The following is a 16910-nucleotide window of genomic DNA, read 5'->3' on the forward strand; positions in this document are numbered from 1 at the left end:
CTCTCCGTTAAGGAGAGGGTAACGTCTTACTGGGCAGCAGGAGCCTGCGCGCCCTGGAGCTCAAACACTACGTCTACCTGGTCATCAAACTGAATAGTCTGCTGGTCATAGGTATCCTGAGCGGAAACCGGCGCTGCCGCGTCCGCCTTCATCATGCGTACCATCGGCGCTGGCTGGTAGTTAGAAACGTGATAACGCACGCTGTACACCGAACCCAGCTTGCTGTTGAAGCCTTCGGCCAGCAGCTTAGCCTGACGGGTTGCGTCGTTGATGGCTTCTTTACGCGCTTTATCCTTGTACTCTTCAGGATGAGAGACGCCCAGAGACACGGAGCGGATTTCGTTCAAACCAGCCTTTAACGCGCCGTCCAGCAGCTCGTTCATTTTATCCAGCTGACGCAAAGTCACTTCAACCTGGCGTACCGCACGGTAGCCTTTCAGCTGGGTTTTACCGTCTTTCAGGTAATCATATTCTGGCTGAGTGCGCAGGTTAGCCGCGTTGATGTCTTTCTTCTCAACGCCGTTTTTCTGCAGGAAGCCAAGATACTGCGCAACGCGGTCGTCGGCCTGTTTCTTGGCGGAAGCGGCATCTTTAGCGGACACATTCACTTCGATAGCAAGCGTGGCGATATCAGGCACTGCATCAACGCTGGCTGTCCCGGAGGTGACTACGTGAGGGCCGTTAGGCAGCTCGCCCGCCTGAACCGATACAGAACCTAATCCCATCATTGCGGCTAATGCTAAAATTTTAAACTTCACTGTAACTCCTCCGTGCTACGTTCCACTGTGATTACGCCGGAAAATAAACTCCCGGCGTCTGCCAGCAAGCTTAGCCTGAAATAGTAACTTGTCTATCGGATAAAGGCGAATTAGCCCATCAGCGCCGAGATATGCTGCACGCCGTCCCACGCCAGCTGAGAGGCGATAAACCACATCACCAGCCCGACCACACCGTTGATAATCCGCTGCGCTTTCGCGGTGCGAAGGCGTGGAGCCAGCCAGGCGGCGAGAATAGCCAGACCATAGAACCAGATAATCGAGGCGCTAACCGTGCCCAGCGCAAACCAGCGCTTTGGCTCTTCCGAAAGCTGGCCGCCAAGGCTGCCCAGCACCACAAAAGTGTCGAGGTAGACATGCGGATTAAGCCACGTCACCGCCAGCATGGTGACCACAATTTTCCAGCGTCCCTGCTTCATGACCTGAGCCGAAGCAAGCTCAAGGTTGTTGCTCATAGCCGTGCGAAGCGCGCCCCAGCCGTACCACAGCAGAAACGCCACGCCACCCCAGGTCACCAGCGCCAGTAGCCACGGAGACTGCATCAGAATGGCGCTACCGCCAAAGATCCCGCCGCAAATCAGGATGATATCGCTCAGCGCACACAACGAGGCAATCATCAGGTGATACTGGCGGCGAATGCCCTGATTCATCACAAAAGCATTCTGCGGCCCCAGCGGCAGTATTAGCGCCGCCCCAAGTGCAACCCCCTGAAAATAATAAGATAACACGCTAACTACCCTCAAATTATCAATCACTGACCGGGAGTGTAATGCGCAATTATTATTAGAGGAAATTGTTAATTTTAATCACCAATAAGGGAAGCTAATATTGAAAGGTAAAAGAAAGGCCGACAAATGTCGGCCCTGAGGATTACGCGTTTTCAGTTTCGTTGGTTTTACGAACGTGAACGTCCATTTGCGGGTAAGGAATGCCGATGCCGTTGGCATCCAGCCCCTTCTTAATTTGCTCCAGCACGTCCCAGTAGACGTTTTGCAGGTCGCCGCTCTTGCTCCAGGCGCGCACCACAAAGTTCACCGAAGAAGGCCCCAGTTCGTTAACGCGCACCGTGATATCTCTATCTTTCAGCACGCGCTCGTCACGGCTAACGATGTCGGTAAGGATCTTCTTAACCTGATCGATGTCAGCATCGTAGGAAACGCCAATAATAAATTCATTACGACGTACCGGTTCGCGGGAGAAGTTGATGATGTTGCCGGCAATAATTTTACCGTTCGGCACCACCACGATTTTGCCGTCAACGGTACGCATGGTAGTAGAAAAAATCTGTACGTTAAGTACGGTTCCGGCGATCCCGCCGAGGTCAACATACTCACCGGTTCGGAACGGACGGAAGGTCACCAGCAGTACGCCAGCCGCAAGGTTGGACAGCGACCCCTGCAACGCCAGGCCAACGGCCAAACCCGCAGCACCCAGCACCGCGATAACCGATGCGGTCTGCACCCCGACCCGGCTCAGGGCCGCGATCAGCGTGAAGGCGATAATGCCATAGCGCACCAGTGCGGAAAGGAAGTCGGCTACGGTGCTGTCGATGCCCCGGGCCAGCATCAGGCGGTTTACCGTGCTGGATATCAGGCGGGCAATAATCATCCCGATAATGAGAATGGCGATGGCGGCGACGATGTTAACCACGTAGCTCAGCAGGAGCTCCTGATTTCGCGCCAGCCATCCTCCGGCATTATGAATACTGTCTACTACGTTGAGATCTTCCATTTACTGTTCCTTGTCTGAAAAGTTTCTACGCCAGGAGACGCAGCACAGACCGTAAAGGGTAAACAAAAACGCATGAATGTGCCAAACAGGTCACAAAATTGATTGCAAATTGAGTGTTAATGCAGCAAAAGAAGGGAAAACCCGGGCCTGAGCCCGGGCTTATGGGTAACTTACAGCGCCCGGGTAAAGGTTCGGGAAATAACATCCTGCTGCTGTTCGCGCGTTAAGGCGTTAAACCGCACCGCGTAGCCGGAAACACGAATGGTTAGCGTCGGGTAATTTTCCGGGTGTTCGATGGCATCCATTAACATCTCACGATTCATCACGTTAACGTTCAGGTGCTGGCCGCCTTCCGTTTTGACATCGTGATGGAAATAGCCGTCAAGCAGCCCCACGAGGTTCAGGCGACGAATCGAGTCATCTTTGCCAAGCGCGGCAGGCACGATGGAAAACGTGTACGAAATCCCGTCTTTCGCGTAGCTAAACGGCAGCTTCGCCACGGAGGTCAAAGAAGCGACCGCGCCCTTAGTATCACGCCCGTGCATCGGGTTAGCGCCGGGAGCAAACGGCGTTCCGCCTCTGCGGCCATCCGGCGTGTTGCCGGTTTTTTGCCCGTAAACCACATTCGAAGTGATGGTCAGGATAGACTGGGTCGGCACCGCGCCGCGGTAGGTTGGCAACGCCTGAATTTTCTTCATAAAGCGCTCAACCAGATCGCAGGCGATGGCGTCTACCCGGTCGTCATTATTGCCGTACTGCGGATAGTCGCCCTCAATGACAAAATCTACCGCCAGCCCGGTATGGTCGCGCACCGGCTTCACTACCGCGTGTTTGATAGCCGACAGCGAGTCCACCGCCACCGAAAGCCCGGCGATGCCGCAGGCCATGGTGCGGTAAACGTCTCTGTCATGCAGCGCCATCAGCGAAGCTTCATAGCTGTATTTATCGTGCATATAGTGGATAAGATTAAGCGCCGTAACGTACTGCACCGCCAGCCAGTCCATAAAGCTATCGAGGCTGGTCATCACCTTGTCGTAGTCCAGCACATCATCGAGCAGCATCGGGGTTTTAGGCCCAACCTGGATCTTCAGCTTTTCATCCATCCCGCCGTTGATGCAGTACAGCAGGGTTTTCGCGAGGTTGGCACGAGCGCCAAAGAACTGCATTTGCTTGCCAATAATCATCGGGCTTACGCAGCAGGCAATCGCGTAGTCATCGCTGGCAAAGTCGCTGCGCATCAGGTCATCGTTTTCATACTGCAATGACGAGGTTTCGATGGACACCCTGGCGGCGTACACCTTAAACGCCTTCGGCAGCGCTTCGGACCAGAGGATAGTCAGGTTTGGCTCAGGTGCCGGTCCCATGGTGTAAAGCGTATTCAGGTAGCGGAAGGCGCTTTTGGTCACCAACGTGCGCCCGTCGAGCCCCATTCCGCCCAGCACTTCCGTCGCCCAAATAGGGTCGCCGGAGAACAGGGAATCAAACTCCGGCGTACGCAGGAAACGCACCATGCGGATTTTCATAATGAAGTGGTCGATTAATTCCTGCGCCTGCTGTTCGTTGAGCAGGCCAGCATTAATATCGCGTTCAATATAAATATCGATAAAGCTCGCCGTGCGCCCAAGCGACATTGCCCCGCCGTTCTGAGACTTCACCGCTGCCAGATAGGCAAAGTAGAGCCACTGAATAGCCTCCTGCGCATTGCCTGCCGGGCGTGAAATATCGAAGCCATAACCGGCGGCCATCTCCTGAATTTGCAGCAGCGCGTGGCGGTGTTCCGCCAGCTCTTCACGCAGGCGGATAGTCGCCTCCAGATCCTCACCGCGCTCAAGTTTTTGCTGCAGGTCGGCAAACTGTAGCTCGCGCTCGCGAACCAGATAGCCGATGCCGTATAGCGCAACGCGACGATAATCGCCGATGATGCGCCCGCGCCCGTAGCCGTCCGGTAATCCCGTCAGCACGCCGGACTTGCGGCAGCGCAGAATATCCGGCGAATAGACGTCGAATACGCCCTGGTTATGGGTTTTACGCAGCTCGGTAAACTGATACTCGAAGTGCTGGTCCATTTTGCGGCCGTAGGCTTCAAACGAGCTTTTGATCATATTGATGCCGCCAAAAGGATGTAGCGCGCGCTTTAGCGGCTTATCCGTTTGCAGGCCAACGATCCTCTCACGGTCCTGAATAATATAGCCGGGAGCGTGAGCGGTAATTGAAGTGGCGACATTGCTGTCAAAGTCCACTGGCGCATGGGTGGCGTTTTCAACACGAATGCCTTCCATGACCTTTTCCCACAGTGCCGTAGTGGCCGCCGTAGCGCCCGACAAAAATGCGTCATCACCTTCATACGGCGTATAGTTTTGTTGGATAAAATCCCGAACGTTAATTTCATGCTGCCAGCTCTCTCCGCGGAATTGCTGCCAGGCATGAGCATAATTATCATGGGAAATATCAATATCCACTTTCATTAATTCTATCCTCTGTACCACAAATGAGATTAAGCGAATTCCGCTAAGCGAGATGCTTTGCCCAATTGCCGGGCATCAAGAGCAATCATTTTTTCTTCATTGGTAGGAATTACCGCGCACAGCACCGCAGAGCCTTCGGCTGAAATAACCCGTTCGCCGTCGGAATTAGGCCGCGCGTTTTTTTCTTCGTCCAGTTCAATACCGAATACGCGTAAATGTTTAATCACCAGGCTGCGAATAAGCGCGGAGTTTTCACCGATGCCACCGGTGAAAATTAAGCCATCAAAATGCGGCAATGAAGTGGCATGCCCGCCAATCGTTCTGGCGATGCGGTGAACAAAAGTATCGATCGCCAGCTGTGCTCTGCCGTCGCCACTTCGCCAGGCCTTCTCCAGCGCCCGGAGATCGGAAGAGATACCCGAAAGTCCCAGCAGCCCTGACTCGGTGTTTGCCACTTGCTCAAGGTCATCCAGCGATTGCCCGGTTTGCCTTGCCAGCCACACCATCGCGCCAAAGTCCACGTCGCCGCAGCGGGTGCCCATGATAAGCCCCTCCAGCGGCGTCATGCCCATCGAGGTATCAACGCTTTCCCCTTCCACAACTGCGCAAACCGATGCGCCGTTCCCAAGATGAGCGATAACCAGACCCGGTGCGGCTCCTTTCAGCTCAGGCAACTCAGCGGCCTGGATGGAAACGTAGCGGTGGGAGGTTCCGTGGAACCCATAACGCCTGACGCCGTACTCCTCGAAATAGCGGTACGGCAGGCCGTAGAGATAGGCCTCCGGGCTAATCGTCTGGTGGAAGCTGGTATCAAACACCGCGACCTGCGGCACGCCGGGAAAGCGCTGCCAGGCCGAGGCCACGCCGCTGAGGTTGGCATAATTGTGCAGCGGCGCGAGAGGCGAGACTTCACGAATTTTTTCAACAACGTCATCCGTGAGCAGTACCGACTCGCCGAAAATCGCCCCGCCGTGCGCAATGCGGTGGCCGATATAGGCCACGCTTTTAATCAGGTCACGCTTTTCAAGTTCCAGGGCAATGGCCGCCAGCGCATCTTCATAATCGGAATGCGCCAGCCTCACTGGCTCTCCGTTATTAACAGTCAGCGAGGCAGACTCGGTATTAACCCCTTCGCAAATTCCCGTTAATAGTGGCTCCATGGATATTTCATCCAGCACGGAAAATTTAACCGAAGATGAGCCACAGTTTATGGTTAATATTACCGGATATTCATTCATCTTAACGTTCACTCATCCTGAGCCAATGACGGTTAATTACAATATTTTGTATACGATGTTCAGAATCGTCAGCATGCCGATAACGGTGACAAATATGTTTTCGGTTCTGCCTTTATATTTACTCAGCGCCGGGACTTTGCGAATGGCGTACATCGGCAGCAGGCAGAGCAGAGCGGCAATAATCGGCGCACCCATGGCTTCAATCAGGTCAAGAATGTTCGGGTTGGCGTAGGCCACAACCCAGGTCGAGCCCATGATAAACACCATACTGACCAGGTTGAGCTTGCCCTGGGAAACCTTAGTTTTGTCACCCTTATAACCAAACTTCAGGATAAGGCCGTTAAGCCCTTCCAGCGTGCCGAGGTAATGGCCGAAGAAGGATTTGAAAATCGCTACCAGGGCAATGATTGATGCCCCGTATTCCAGCACGGTCGCGAAGGTGGACTTAGAGCCGGACATAGAAGAGAAGTGGTTCGCAAGGTAGGAAAGCACCGGGATATTCTGCGCTTTCGCTTCGGCCATATTCTCCGGCGACAGCGTGAACAGGCAGCTGAAAGCAAAGAACATCACCACCCCAACCATCAGCATGCTGGCGCGTGAGATGATTTTGGAACATTTATCCTCGGTATATTGCTTACCAAAATCCGCCTCATACTCTTCGCGCTTAGACACCACAAACGAAGAGACGATAGGCGAGAAGTTGAAGGAGAACACCATGATGGAGATACCGAGCCACACCGTTACCAGTATTCCGTCATTGCCGGTTAAAGCGATCTCGCTGAGGTTAACCTGATCGATAACCGCAGAGTTCCAGTAAGGGATAAGCGACAGGGAAATAATCACCAGGCTCGCGATGAACGGAAACACGAGATAGCTCATCACCTTCACCATCAGGTCTTTACCGAAGAAGATGACAAACGCCATCAGCATCAGCAACACCAGCGCAACCAGCCCGCGGTTAAGCGGTGCCAGCTGAAGCTGGTTATCCCAGAATGTCATAAAGGTGTTGGTAATGGTGACGCCATAAATCCACAGCAGCGGGCAAATTGCGAAGAAGTACAGGAAGGTGATAACCACCCCGCCGGTTTTACCAAAATGCTCTTCAACCGTTTCGGTGATGTTCCCCGAAGGGTTACTGCCGGAAAGGCACAGGCGAGCCAGCGCGCGGTGGCAGAAGAAGGCTATCGGGTAGGCCAGAACCAGCATGATAAGGATAGGTATCAGGCCGCCATAACCCGCACGGATAGGGAAAAACAGTACCCCGGCACCAATGGCGGTGCCGAACAGACCCAGCGTCCAGGTGGTGTCGGATTTACGCCACAGGGAGGTGTCTTTTTGGCCAACAAGGGTTGTTTCTGCATTACTCATAATGAAGATCCTTAGTTAGTTCAGGCAGGCTTCCGCGGTGCCGGTAATTTCAGAGACGCGAGACAAATCGATGTTCCCGCCGGAAATAAGGCTGACCGTTTTCCGACCTTTAATATAATGATCAAGCTTGCCGCTTAATAATGCGGCAGAGGCCAGAGCTCCCGCCCCTTCGGTTACAATTTTATTGCGCTGAATGAGCGCCACCATGCTGTTTCTGATTTCTTCTTCACTGACTAAAATAATATCAGTTACTAATTTTTTAACGATTTCGAAAGTTAAATTACCCGGGCGAGCGACGTCGCAGCCATCAGCCAAAGTGCTGGCGCTTCGATTGGCGGTTATTTCTCCACAGCGGAATGATGAAGCCATGCCGTGAACATTTTCTGCCTGCACGCCGATGATATTAATTGTTGGGTTAATGGATTTAATCGCCACCGCAATACCGGCAATCAGGCCGCCGCCGCCGATAGGCACAATCACGTTATCGACGTCATAAAGATCTTCAAGTATTTCCAGGCCAATAGTACCCTGCCCGGCAATGACTTTTACATCGTCATACGGCGGAATGAAAATGCGCCCTTCCATCTCAACAATTTCGCTGACCTTAGCGATAGTTTCGTTAAAGTTATTGCCGTGAATAATGACCTGTGCTGAATAGTCGGTAGTGGCCGCTACTTTCGACTTAGGTGCGCCTTTTGGCATCACCACCTTGCCATTAATCCCGAGCAGCGCGCACGACAGGGAAACACCCTGGGCATGATTGCCGGCCGAGCAAGCTACGACACCGCGGCTTCTTTCTTCCTCACTGAGCGAGCTAAGCTTATTAAATGCGCCCCGCATTTTAAACGAGCCGGTGCGCTGCATATTTTCAAATTTTAAATAGATGTCACCTTTACAGCATTCGCTAAGATAATTAGAACGCGGCATCCCTGTTTTATACACGTAGCCAGAAATTCTTTTTTTAGCTTCCAGAACATCGTTAATGGTGACAGGAAGTTCGTTATCGATATGCATGTTGACCTCTGTATAACAAAACAATAAAAAATATTAGAGATGGCAAATAAAGTTAATTTGCCGCCCTGGGTTAATTAATCAATTAAAACGATTCGGGTAGTTTTTTTACTAAGCCACCACCGTTAATTTATTAAATTGAGCCTGACTGCGCACGGAATGCGCTCTGGCTAATTCAACCAAAGTTGAAGCTGATTTTTTTATACGATAATTTTTAGACCAGACTGCTGCATAGCGTGCTGTAGGTAATTCGTCGGTTAGCGGAACCTGTATAAATTGCTGAGAACCAAAAGGCGCTATCATGTCGCGTGGAATAATGGTCAGGAACCCGGCTTTAAGCACCATGTTATAGATAGTAACAACGGAGTCGGTTTTAATTATTTTATCTCGGGTAATATTATTTTTTTGCAGGATGGTCAGGAGTTCGCTGTAGTAGCCCATTTCGGTTTGAGGCAACACCCACTGCTCATGGCTCAATGAGCGTAGCGTCATCGCGCCGCCGCGCGTTCGCGTTCGGCTGGCCACCAAAATAAACTCGGACTCAAACAGCGGCTCAATATGCAGGTCCTGTAGCAGCATCTCGTCGCTGAGGGTACCGATAGCGAAGTCCAGCCGCCCGTCGCGTATCGCCGGTAAGAAGGAAGAGAGCTGCGCTTCAAACATCGATACTTCTGCATGAGGGTAAAGCTCTTTGAAGGCTTCGACCATGCCCGGCAGGAAGGTAAAGCCGATAAGCGAAGGGTAGCCGAATGAAACATCCACTGAGCCATTACCCACCAGGCAGTTCATTTCATCACACATATTACGCATTTCACGCGTAATCGACTCCGAATACCCGAGCAGTATCTTTCCCGCCTCGGTGAGCTTCACGCCGGTATTCTTGCGGATAATGAGTTCCATCCCGAACAACGCTTCCATGTCGCTGATAATTTTGCTTACCGCAGGCTGAGTCAAACTCAGCTGCTTAGCCGCGGAACCAAATGAACCACTTCTGACCACCTCCTGAAATACAACCAGGTGCTGTGTTTTAGGTAATGTCATATTGTCCATAAAGCGCCATGCCTAATAAGTTATCAATGGCGGCGATCTTACGAATTCCCTCCTGGATGTTATGTGCTGCGACTCGCAAATGCTCAACCGGTTATTGTATAAGAAGCACACGAATGACAACTAACCAATTAAAAACAATGAGTTATGATTTTTAAATTTGCAATTTATATGATTAAGGTCAACCTAAATATCGCAGATAAAATAAATTTATGGAGATAATAAATTCATATAAATGTAAGTAACTTGTTATTGATAATGAGGTTTTATATTTATTGCGGTAAATTTGCACAAGTTAAATGAAATAATGAAAATAAAATTAAAAATAACTGCAATTATTATGATTTTATTTGAACATAAAAAAACCCGCCGTAGCGGGTTTTTACCGAAGCATTTATTGGCTCAAATTACAGAACGTCTACCGCGTTCAGCTCTTTGAATGCCTGCTCCAGGCGAACGATCATAGAAGCCTGGGCTGAACGCAGCCACACGCGTGGATCGTAGTATTTTTTGTTCGGCTGGTCGGCGCCTTTCGGGTTGCCCAGCTGACCCTGCAGGTAAGCTTCGTTTTCTTTGTAGTAGTTCAGAATACCTTCCCAGGTTGCCCATTGGGTGTCGGTATCGATGTTCATTTTGATAACGCCGTAGCTTACGGAGTCTTTGATTTCCTGAGCGGAAGAACCGGAACCACCGTGGAATACGAAGTTCAGGCTGTTGTGCGGCAGGTTATGTTTCTTAGAAACATAGTCCTGAGAGTCGCGCAGGATGGTTGGAGTCAGAACCACGTTACCCGGTTTGTACACGCCGTGTACGTTACCGAAGGAAGCAGCGATGGTGAAACGCGGGCTGATTTTGCTCAGCTCGGTGTAGGCATAGTCAACGTCTTCTGGCTGGGTGTACAGAGCAGAAGCGTCCATGTGGCTGTTGTCCACGCCGTCTTCTTCACCGCCGGTGCAGCCCAGTTCGATTTCCAGGGTCATGCCCAGTTTGGACATGCGTTCCAGGTATTTAGAGCTGATTGCGATGTTTTCTTCCAGAGACTCTTCGGACAGGTCAATCATGTGGGAAGAGAACAGTGGTTTACCGGTAGCAGCGAAGTGTTTTTCGCCGGCGTCCAGCAGGCCGTCGATCCACGGCAGCAGTTTCTTAGCGCAGTGGTCGGTGTGCAGAATGACCGGCACGCCGTAATGTTCAGCCATCTGGTGAACGTGGTGTGCGCCAGAGATAGCACCCAGGATAGCAGCACCCTGTGGAACATCAGTTTTCACGCCTTTACCAGCGATGAAAGCAGCACCGCCGTTAGAGAACTGAACGATAACCGGAGATTTAACTTTCGCAGCGGTTTCCAGTACGGCGTTAATAGAGTCGGTACCGACGCAGTTAACAGCTGGCAGAGCAAAGTTGTTCTCTTTTGCTACCTGGAAGATTTTCTGTACGTCGTCACCGGTTACAACACCTGGTTTTACGAAATCAAAAATTTTAGACATGTGGATGTGTCCTGTAGGCCTTGGAAAAATTGAATCGCCGTCCTGATGCTTGCCGGGCGGCAATAAATCAACGGGCAGGAAACCCTGCCCGTAACAATTACTTCTTAGCGCGCTCTTCGAGCATCGCTACTGCTGGCAGAACTTTGCCTTCCACGAACTCGAGGAATGCGCCGCCGCCGGTAGAGATGTAGGAAATTTTGTCTGCGATACCGAACAGGTCGATAGCCGCCAGAGTGTCGCCGCCGCCTGCGATAGAGAAGGCTTCGCTGTCGGCGATAGCGCGAGCAACGATTTCGGTACCTTTACGGAAGTTCGGGAATTCAAACACGCCAACCGGGCCATTCCACAGAATGGTTTTTGCGTTTTTCAGGATCTCAGCCAGTTTCTCAGCGGAAACATCGCCCATATCCAGGATCTGCTCTTCATCTTTGATGTCAGCAACAGATTTCAGGGTCGCGGTTGCGGTTTCGGAGAACTCGGTCGCTACGCGCACGTCGGTTGGAACCGGAATATCGCAACGGGTCAGCAGTTCTTTGGCAGTATCAACCAGGTCTGCTTCATACAGGGATTTACCCACGTTGTGGCCCTGGGCTGCAACGAAGGTGTTAGCGATACCGCCGCCAACGATCAGCTGGTCAGCAATTTTGGACAGGGAGTCCAGCACGGTCAGTTTGGTAGAAACTTTAGAACCACCAACGATAGCAACCATTGGGCGAGCCGGCTCTTTCAGAGCTTTGCCCAGCGCTTCCAGTTCGTCTGCCAGCAGCGGGCCTGCACAGGCAACGTCAGCAAATTTAGCGATACCGTGGGTAGAAGCCTGCGCGCGGTGTGCGGTGCCAAAGGCATCCATTACGAATACGTCACACAGAGCGGCATATTTTTTGGACAGTGCTTCGTCGTCTTTCTTTTCGCCTTTGTTAAAGCGAACGTTTTCCAGAACAACCAGCTCACCCTCGGCAACTTCAACGCCATCCAGATAGTCTTTGACCAGGCGAACCGGGTTAGACAGTTTGTCTTTCAGGTAGTTAACAACCGGCAGCAGAGAGAATTCTTCGTTGTACTCGCCTTCGGTCGGACGACCCAGGTGAGAAGTTACCATGACTTTTGCGCCCTGCTTCAGAGCCAGTTCAATGGTCGGCAGAGAAGCACGAATACGCGCGTCGCTGGTGACTTTCCCGTCTTTAACCGGCACGTTCAGATCGGCACGGATGAAAACGCGTTTACCAGCCAGATCCAAATCGGTCATCTTAATTACAGACATGGTGAATCCTCTCGTTGATTCTTAAAGTTTTGCAGACGCAACCTGCGCCTTACCTGAAATCCATTGAGCCATAACCAACGTGGTGTCGAGCATCCTGTTGGCGAAGCCCCATTCGTTATCACACCAGACTAGTGTTTTAATCAGATGTTGCCCACTGACCCGCGTTTGCGTGCCGTCTACGATGGCACTGTGCGGATCGTGGTTAAAATCAGTCGAGACCAACGGTAATTCCGTATAGTCAACTATACCATGAAATGCTTCTCGCGCCGCTTTTTGCAGCAACTGGTTGACTTCACAGGCATTTACTGAATTTTTCACCGTGACGCTTAAATCAATCGCCGTGACGTTTATCGTCGGTACGCGTACCGCAATGGCCTCAAAACGGTCATTAAACTGTGGGAAAATACGCGTAATACCGGCCGCAAGACGCGTATCCACCGGAATGATCGACTGGCTTGCCGCACGGGTACGCCGTAAGTCGGGATGATAAGCGTCAATAACCTGCTGGTCGTGCATCGCCGAGTGGATGGTAGTTACCGTCCCGGACTCGATGCCAAAGGAATCATCCAGCAGTTTAATAATCGGAATAATGCAGTTTGTGGTGCAGGAGGCATTGGAGACGATGCGATGGTTATCTTCCACCAGCTCATGGTTAACCCCGAAGACCACGGTGGCGTCGAGGTCGTTACCGCCGGGATGCGAGAACAGCACCTTTTTCGCACCTGCGGCCAGGTGAGCTTCGCCGTCGGCACGCGAGCCGAACACGCCGGTGCAATCCAGCACGATATCAACGCCCAGTTCACGCCACGGCAGCGCCTCAATGGTGGGCTCATGCAGCAGGCGAATACTGTCATCGCCGACAAACAGGACGTCACGCTCTTCGCGCACGTCCCACGCAAAGCGGCCATGGCTGGTGTCGTACTTCAACAGATGCGCGATACCCGCAGCATCCGCCAGTTCGTTGATTGCTACCACGGTGATTTCCGCACGGCGACCAGATTCGTACAAAGCACGTACCACGTTGCGCCCAATGCGACCGAAGCCATTAATAGCGATGCGTACGGTCATATCTCTCCTGCCAGAATCCCTGGGATTAAGTGGCTGACAGAGTAATCCAGCAACCGCCCGAGGGGAATCCTCGCACTCATGAAACTGCACTTGTTTGCTTAATTGTCGAACATTTATTCGACTGAAACGCTTCAGCTATGTTAAGCCAAAGCGGGAATAAAAGGAACGATACCCCATTACGGTCGCACCAACTTCTGACGCACGTCACAGTTTTAGTGGAATAACTGCAACGGATAAAGGCAGCGGTGGAATAACGAACAGCACAATCATGGAATAATTGGCATAAAAAAGGGCCGCCGAAGCGACCCCTTTATCTGACGAGACTGATTACAGAATCGCTTTAGCCTGTTTCACCACGTTCTCAACGGTGAAGCCAAACTCTTCGAACAGCAGTTCTGCTGGAGCAGACTCACCGAAGGTCGTCATCCCAACGATAGCGCCGTTCAGGCCAACGTATTTGAACCAGTAGTCGGCAATGCCGGCTTCGATGGCTACGCGAGCAGAAACGGCTTTTGGCAGCACGGACTCACGGTAAGCGGCATCCTGCTTGTCGAACGCGTCGGTGGACGGCATGGAAACCACGCGGGCCTTGACGCCTTCGGCAGTCAGTTGATCCCATGCGGCAACGGCCAGCTCAACTTCGGAACCGGTCGCGATGAAGATAAGCTCTGGCTGACCAGCGCAATCTTTCAGCACGTAACCGCCGCGGGCGATGTCTTTCAACTGCTGCTCGGTACGATCCTGCTGAGCCAGGTTCTGACGGGAGAGGATAAGCGCAGTCGGGCCATCGTGACGCTCAACGCCGTATTTCCACGCTACCGCAGACTCAACCTGGTCACACGGACGCCAGGTGCTCATGTTAGGCGTTACGCGCAGGGAAGCAACCTGCTCAACCGGCTGGTGAGTCGGGCCATCTTCGCCCAGACCGATGGAGTCGTGGGTGTAAACCATCACCTGGCGCTGCTTCATCAGCGCGGCCATACGCACCGCGTTACGGGCATATTCCACAAACATCAGGAAGGTAGAGGTGTACGGCAGGAAGCCACCGTGCAGGGAGATACCGTTGGCGATAGCGGTCATACCGAATTCACGCACGCCGTAATGGATATAGTTCCCGGCGGTATCTTCGTTGATAGCTTTAGAACCAGACCACAGGGTCAGGTTAGACGGAGCCAGGTCAGCAGAACCGCCCAGGAATTCTGGCAGCAGCGGGCCGAAGGCTTCGATAGCATTCTGGGACGCTTTACGGCTGGCAATCTTGGACGGATTAGCCTGCAGCTTAGCGATGAATTCGTTCGCTTTCGCGTCGAAGTCCGCCGGCATTTCACCCTTCATACGGCGAGTGAATTCAGCGGCTTCCTGCGGGAAGGCTTTAGCATAAGCGGCGAACTTCTCGTTCCAGGCCGCTTCTTTGGCCTGGCCCGCTTCTTTCGCATCCCACTGAGCATAGATGTCAGAAGGAATTTCGAATGGAGCGTGCTTCCAGCCCAGCGCTTCACGGGTCAGCGCAATCTCTGCGTCGCCCAGAGGCGCGCCGTGGGAGTCGTGAGTACCCGCTTTGTTCGGGGAGCCGAAACCGATGATGGTTTTGCACATCAGCAGGGATGGCTTGTCGGTTACCGCGCGAGCTTCTTCTACCGCACGTTTGATAGCGTCGGCATCGTGGCCGTCTACGCCGCGCACAACGTGCCAGCCGTAGGCTTCAAAGCGTTTAGCGGTATCGTCGGTGAACCAGCCTTCAACGTGGCCGTCGATGGAGATGCCGTTGTCATCGTAGAACGCGACCAGTTTACCCAGCTTAAGGGTACCGGCCAGGGAGCAAACCTCGTGAGAGATGCCTTCCATCATGCAGCCATCACCCAGGAATGTGTAGGTGAAGTGATCCACGATGTCGTGACCCGGGCGGTTGAACTGCGCTGCCAGCGTTTTTTCAGCGATAGCCATACCGACCGCGTTCGCAACGCCCTGACCCAGCGGGCCAGTAGTGGTTTCTACACCGGCGGTATAGCCCACTTCCGGGTGACCCGGGGTTTTGGAGTGCAGCTGACGGAAGTTTTTCAGTTCTTCAATCGGCAGGGCATAACCGGTGAGATGCAGCAGGCTGTAAATCAGCATAGAACCGTGGCCGTTGGACAGCACGAAGCGGTCGCGATCGGCCCATGACGGGTTCTGCGGGTTATGGTTCAGGAAATCACGCCACAGGACTTCGGCAATGTCGGCCATACCCATAGGGGCACCCGGGTGGCCGGATTTGGCTTTTTGTACTGCGTCCATGCTGAGCGCACGAATAGCATTGGCAAGCTCTTTACGAGAGGACATTTTGACTCCAGATCGGATGGTTGAAGATCGCGCCTTGACTACGATGCGTTATGGGCTACGCCCGAAAATGTGACAACAATGTACACCAGGGGAATGGTCATGTACATGCGGCGCGCCGTTGACAGGGTAAGAAATCTCTGGATAACGCTCGCAAGTTGCGCAACCTGATGCGCAGGCCATTTATTCTTCTTTATACTAAGTCTGGAGCCGCTCCGCCTGCGGTAAATCCGACTCTGTTTTTACCTATTATAAAGAAAGGAAAATGGCCATGAAGATGCGCCCAATATTACTGAGCCTGAGCGTCGCTGCCCTGCTGAGCGGCTGCCAGGGAATGGATTCCAACGGGCTACTGACCTCGGGGGCCGAAGCATTCCAGGCCTACACTCTAAGCGACGCCCAGGTGAAGGCCCTGAGCGACGAAGCCTGCCAGCAGCAGGACAGCAAAGCCACTCTCGCTCCGGCAAACAGCCCTTATACCCAGCGTCTGAACAAGATTGCCTCCGCGCTTGGGGACAACATCAACGGACTGCCGGTGAACTACAAGGTATACGTCACCAAAGACGTGAATGCCTTCGCCATGGCTAACGGCTGCATCCGGGTTTACAGCGGCCTGATGGATATGATGGACGACAACGAAGTCGAAGCGGTAATTGGCCACGAAATGGGGCACGTTGCGCTTGGCCACGTGAAGAAGGGTATGCAGGTCGCACTCGGCACTAACGCGGCTCGCGTGGCGGCGGCTTCGGCAGGCGGCGTAATCGGCAACCTGTCACAATCTCAGTTGGGGGATTTAGGCGAAAAACTGGTGAACGCTCAGTTCTCTCAGCGCCAGGAATCAGAAGCGGACGACTACTCTTACGATCTGTTGCGCAAGCGCGGTATTAATCCGCTTGGTCTCGCCACCAGTTTTGAGAAGCTGGCTAAGCTGGACGAAGGTCGCCAAAGCTCGATGCTGGACGATCATCCGGCCTCGGCGGCGCGCGCTCAGCACATTCGCGACCGCATGGCGGCGGACGGGATTAAGTAATTAAGCAGGAGGCATATTTGCCTCCTTTATGATATTGCAACGAGTTCACCCTGCCCCTGAATATCTGCCTGCTTTCTCCCCGAGCGTACGGGGAGAAAGTCAGGTTGGCAGC

13 protein-coding genes are annotated in these 16910 nt (G+C 52.8%); 1 reads left to right on the top strand and 12 read right to left on the bottom strand.

Annotated features, from left to right (window positions below):
* Nucleotides 1-26: 26 nt before the first annotated feature.
* From HMPREF0201_RS17735 to tkt, 12 genes are all read right to left on the bottom strand, one after another.
* Nucleotides 27-758 carry an oxidative stress defense protein gene (locus tag HMPREF0201_RS17735; RefSeq protein ID WP_039898806.1) on the bottom strand — a complete coding sequence of 244 codons (732 nt, stop codon included), beginning with the start codon at nucleotides 756-758 and terminating at the stop codon, nucleotides 27-29.
* Nucleotides 759-868: 110 nt separating this feature from the next.
* A complete protein-coding gene (gene argO / locus HMPREF0201_RS17740; RefSeq protein ID WP_039898807.1) occupies nucleotides 869-1504 on the bottom strand; it encodes an arginine exporter ArgO in 636 nt (211 codons plus the stop codon).
* A 142-nt stretch (nucleotides 1505-1646) separates the two neighbouring features.
* Entirely contained in the window at nucleotides 1647-2507 is an 861-nt protein-coding gene (mscS, locus tag HMPREF0201_RS17745; protein ID WP_016538124.1) for a small-conductance mechanosensitive channel MscS, read from the bottom strand.
* Nucleotides 2508-2677: 170 nt separating this feature from the next.
* Nucleotides 2678-4972, bottom strand: a complete 2295-nt coding sequence (pflB, locus tag HMPREF0201_RS17750; RefSeq protein WP_016538125.1) for a formate C-acetyltransferase — start codon at nucleotides 4970-4972, stop codon at nucleotides 2678-2680.
* A 29-nt stretch (nucleotides 4973-5001) separates the two neighbouring features.
* On the bottom strand, nucleotides 5002-6210 hold the full coding sequence (gene tdcD / locus HMPREF0201_RS17755; protein WP_039898809.1) for a propionate kinase: 1209 nt from the start codon (nucleotides 6208-6210) through the stop codon (nucleotides 5002-5004).
* A gap of 36 nt (nucleotides 6211-6246) precedes the next feature.
* Complete coding sequence (gene tdcC, locus HMPREF0201_RS17760; protein ID WP_016538127.1) at nucleotides 6247-7578, bottom strand: threonine/serine transporter TdcC; 1332 nt, start codon at nucleotides 7576-7578, stop codon at nucleotides 6247-6249.
* 15 nt (nucleotides 7579-7593) lie between these two features.
* Nucleotides 7594-8592 (bottom strand): bifunctional threonine ammonia-lyase/L-serine ammonia-lyase TdcB, encoded by a 999-nt coding sequence (gene tdcB / locus HMPREF0201_RS17765; RefSeq protein WP_016538128.1) that lies wholly within the window; start codon nucleotides 8590-8592, stop codon nucleotides 7594-7596.
* Nucleotides 8593-8700: 108 nt separating this feature from the next.
* Nucleotides 8701-9639, bottom strand: a complete 939-nt coding sequence (gene tdcA, locus HMPREF0201_RS17770; protein ID WP_016538129.1) for a transcriptional regulator TdcA — start codon at nucleotides 9637-9639, stop codon at nucleotides 8701-8703.
* Between the two features lie 404 nt (nucleotides 9640-10043).
* Nucleotides 10044-11123 carry a class II fructose-bisphosphate aldolase gene (gene fbaA / locus HMPREF0201_RS17775; RefSeq protein WP_016538130.1) on the bottom strand — a complete coding sequence of 360 codons (1080 nt, stop codon included), beginning with the start codon at nucleotides 11121-11123 and terminating at the stop codon, nucleotides 10044-10046.
* 97 nt (nucleotides 11124-11220) lie between these two features.
* Complete coding sequence (gene pgk / locus HMPREF0201_RS17780) at nucleotides 11221-12384, bottom strand: phosphoglycerate kinase (RefSeq protein WP_016538131.1); 1164 nt, start codon at nucleotides 12382-12384, stop codon at nucleotides 11221-11223.
* Between the two features lie 21 nt (nucleotides 12385-12405).
* Nucleotides 12406-13452: an erythrose-4-phosphate dehydrogenase gene (gene epd, locus HMPREF0201_RS17785; protein WP_016538132.1), complete on the bottom strand. Its 1047-nt coding sequence runs from the start codon at nucleotides 13450-13452 to the stop codon at nucleotides 12406-12408.
* Between the two features lie 327 nt (nucleotides 13453-13779).
* Nucleotides 13780-15771, bottom strand: coding sequence for a transketolase (gene tkt / locus HMPREF0201_RS17790; protein ID WP_016538133.1), 1992 nt, complete (start codon nucleotides 15769-15771; stop codon nucleotides 13780-13782).
* Between the two features lie 268 nt (nucleotides 15772-16039).
* Here tkt and loiP point away from each other — a divergent pair, with 268 nt between their 5' ends.
* Nucleotides 16040-16798 (top strand): metalloprotease LoiP, encoded by a 759-nt coding sequence (gene loiP, locus HMPREF0201_RS17795; RefSeq protein WP_039898810.1) that lies wholly within the window; start codon nucleotides 16040-16042, stop codon nucleotides 16796-16798.
* Nucleotides 16799-16910: the final 112 nt, after the last annotated feature.

It is taken from the genome of Cedecea davisae DSM 4568 (assembly GCF_000412335.2).
GTDB classification, from domain to species: Bacteria; Pseudomonadota; Gammaproteobacteria; order Enterobacterales; family Enterobacteriaceae; genus Cedecea; species Cedecea davisae.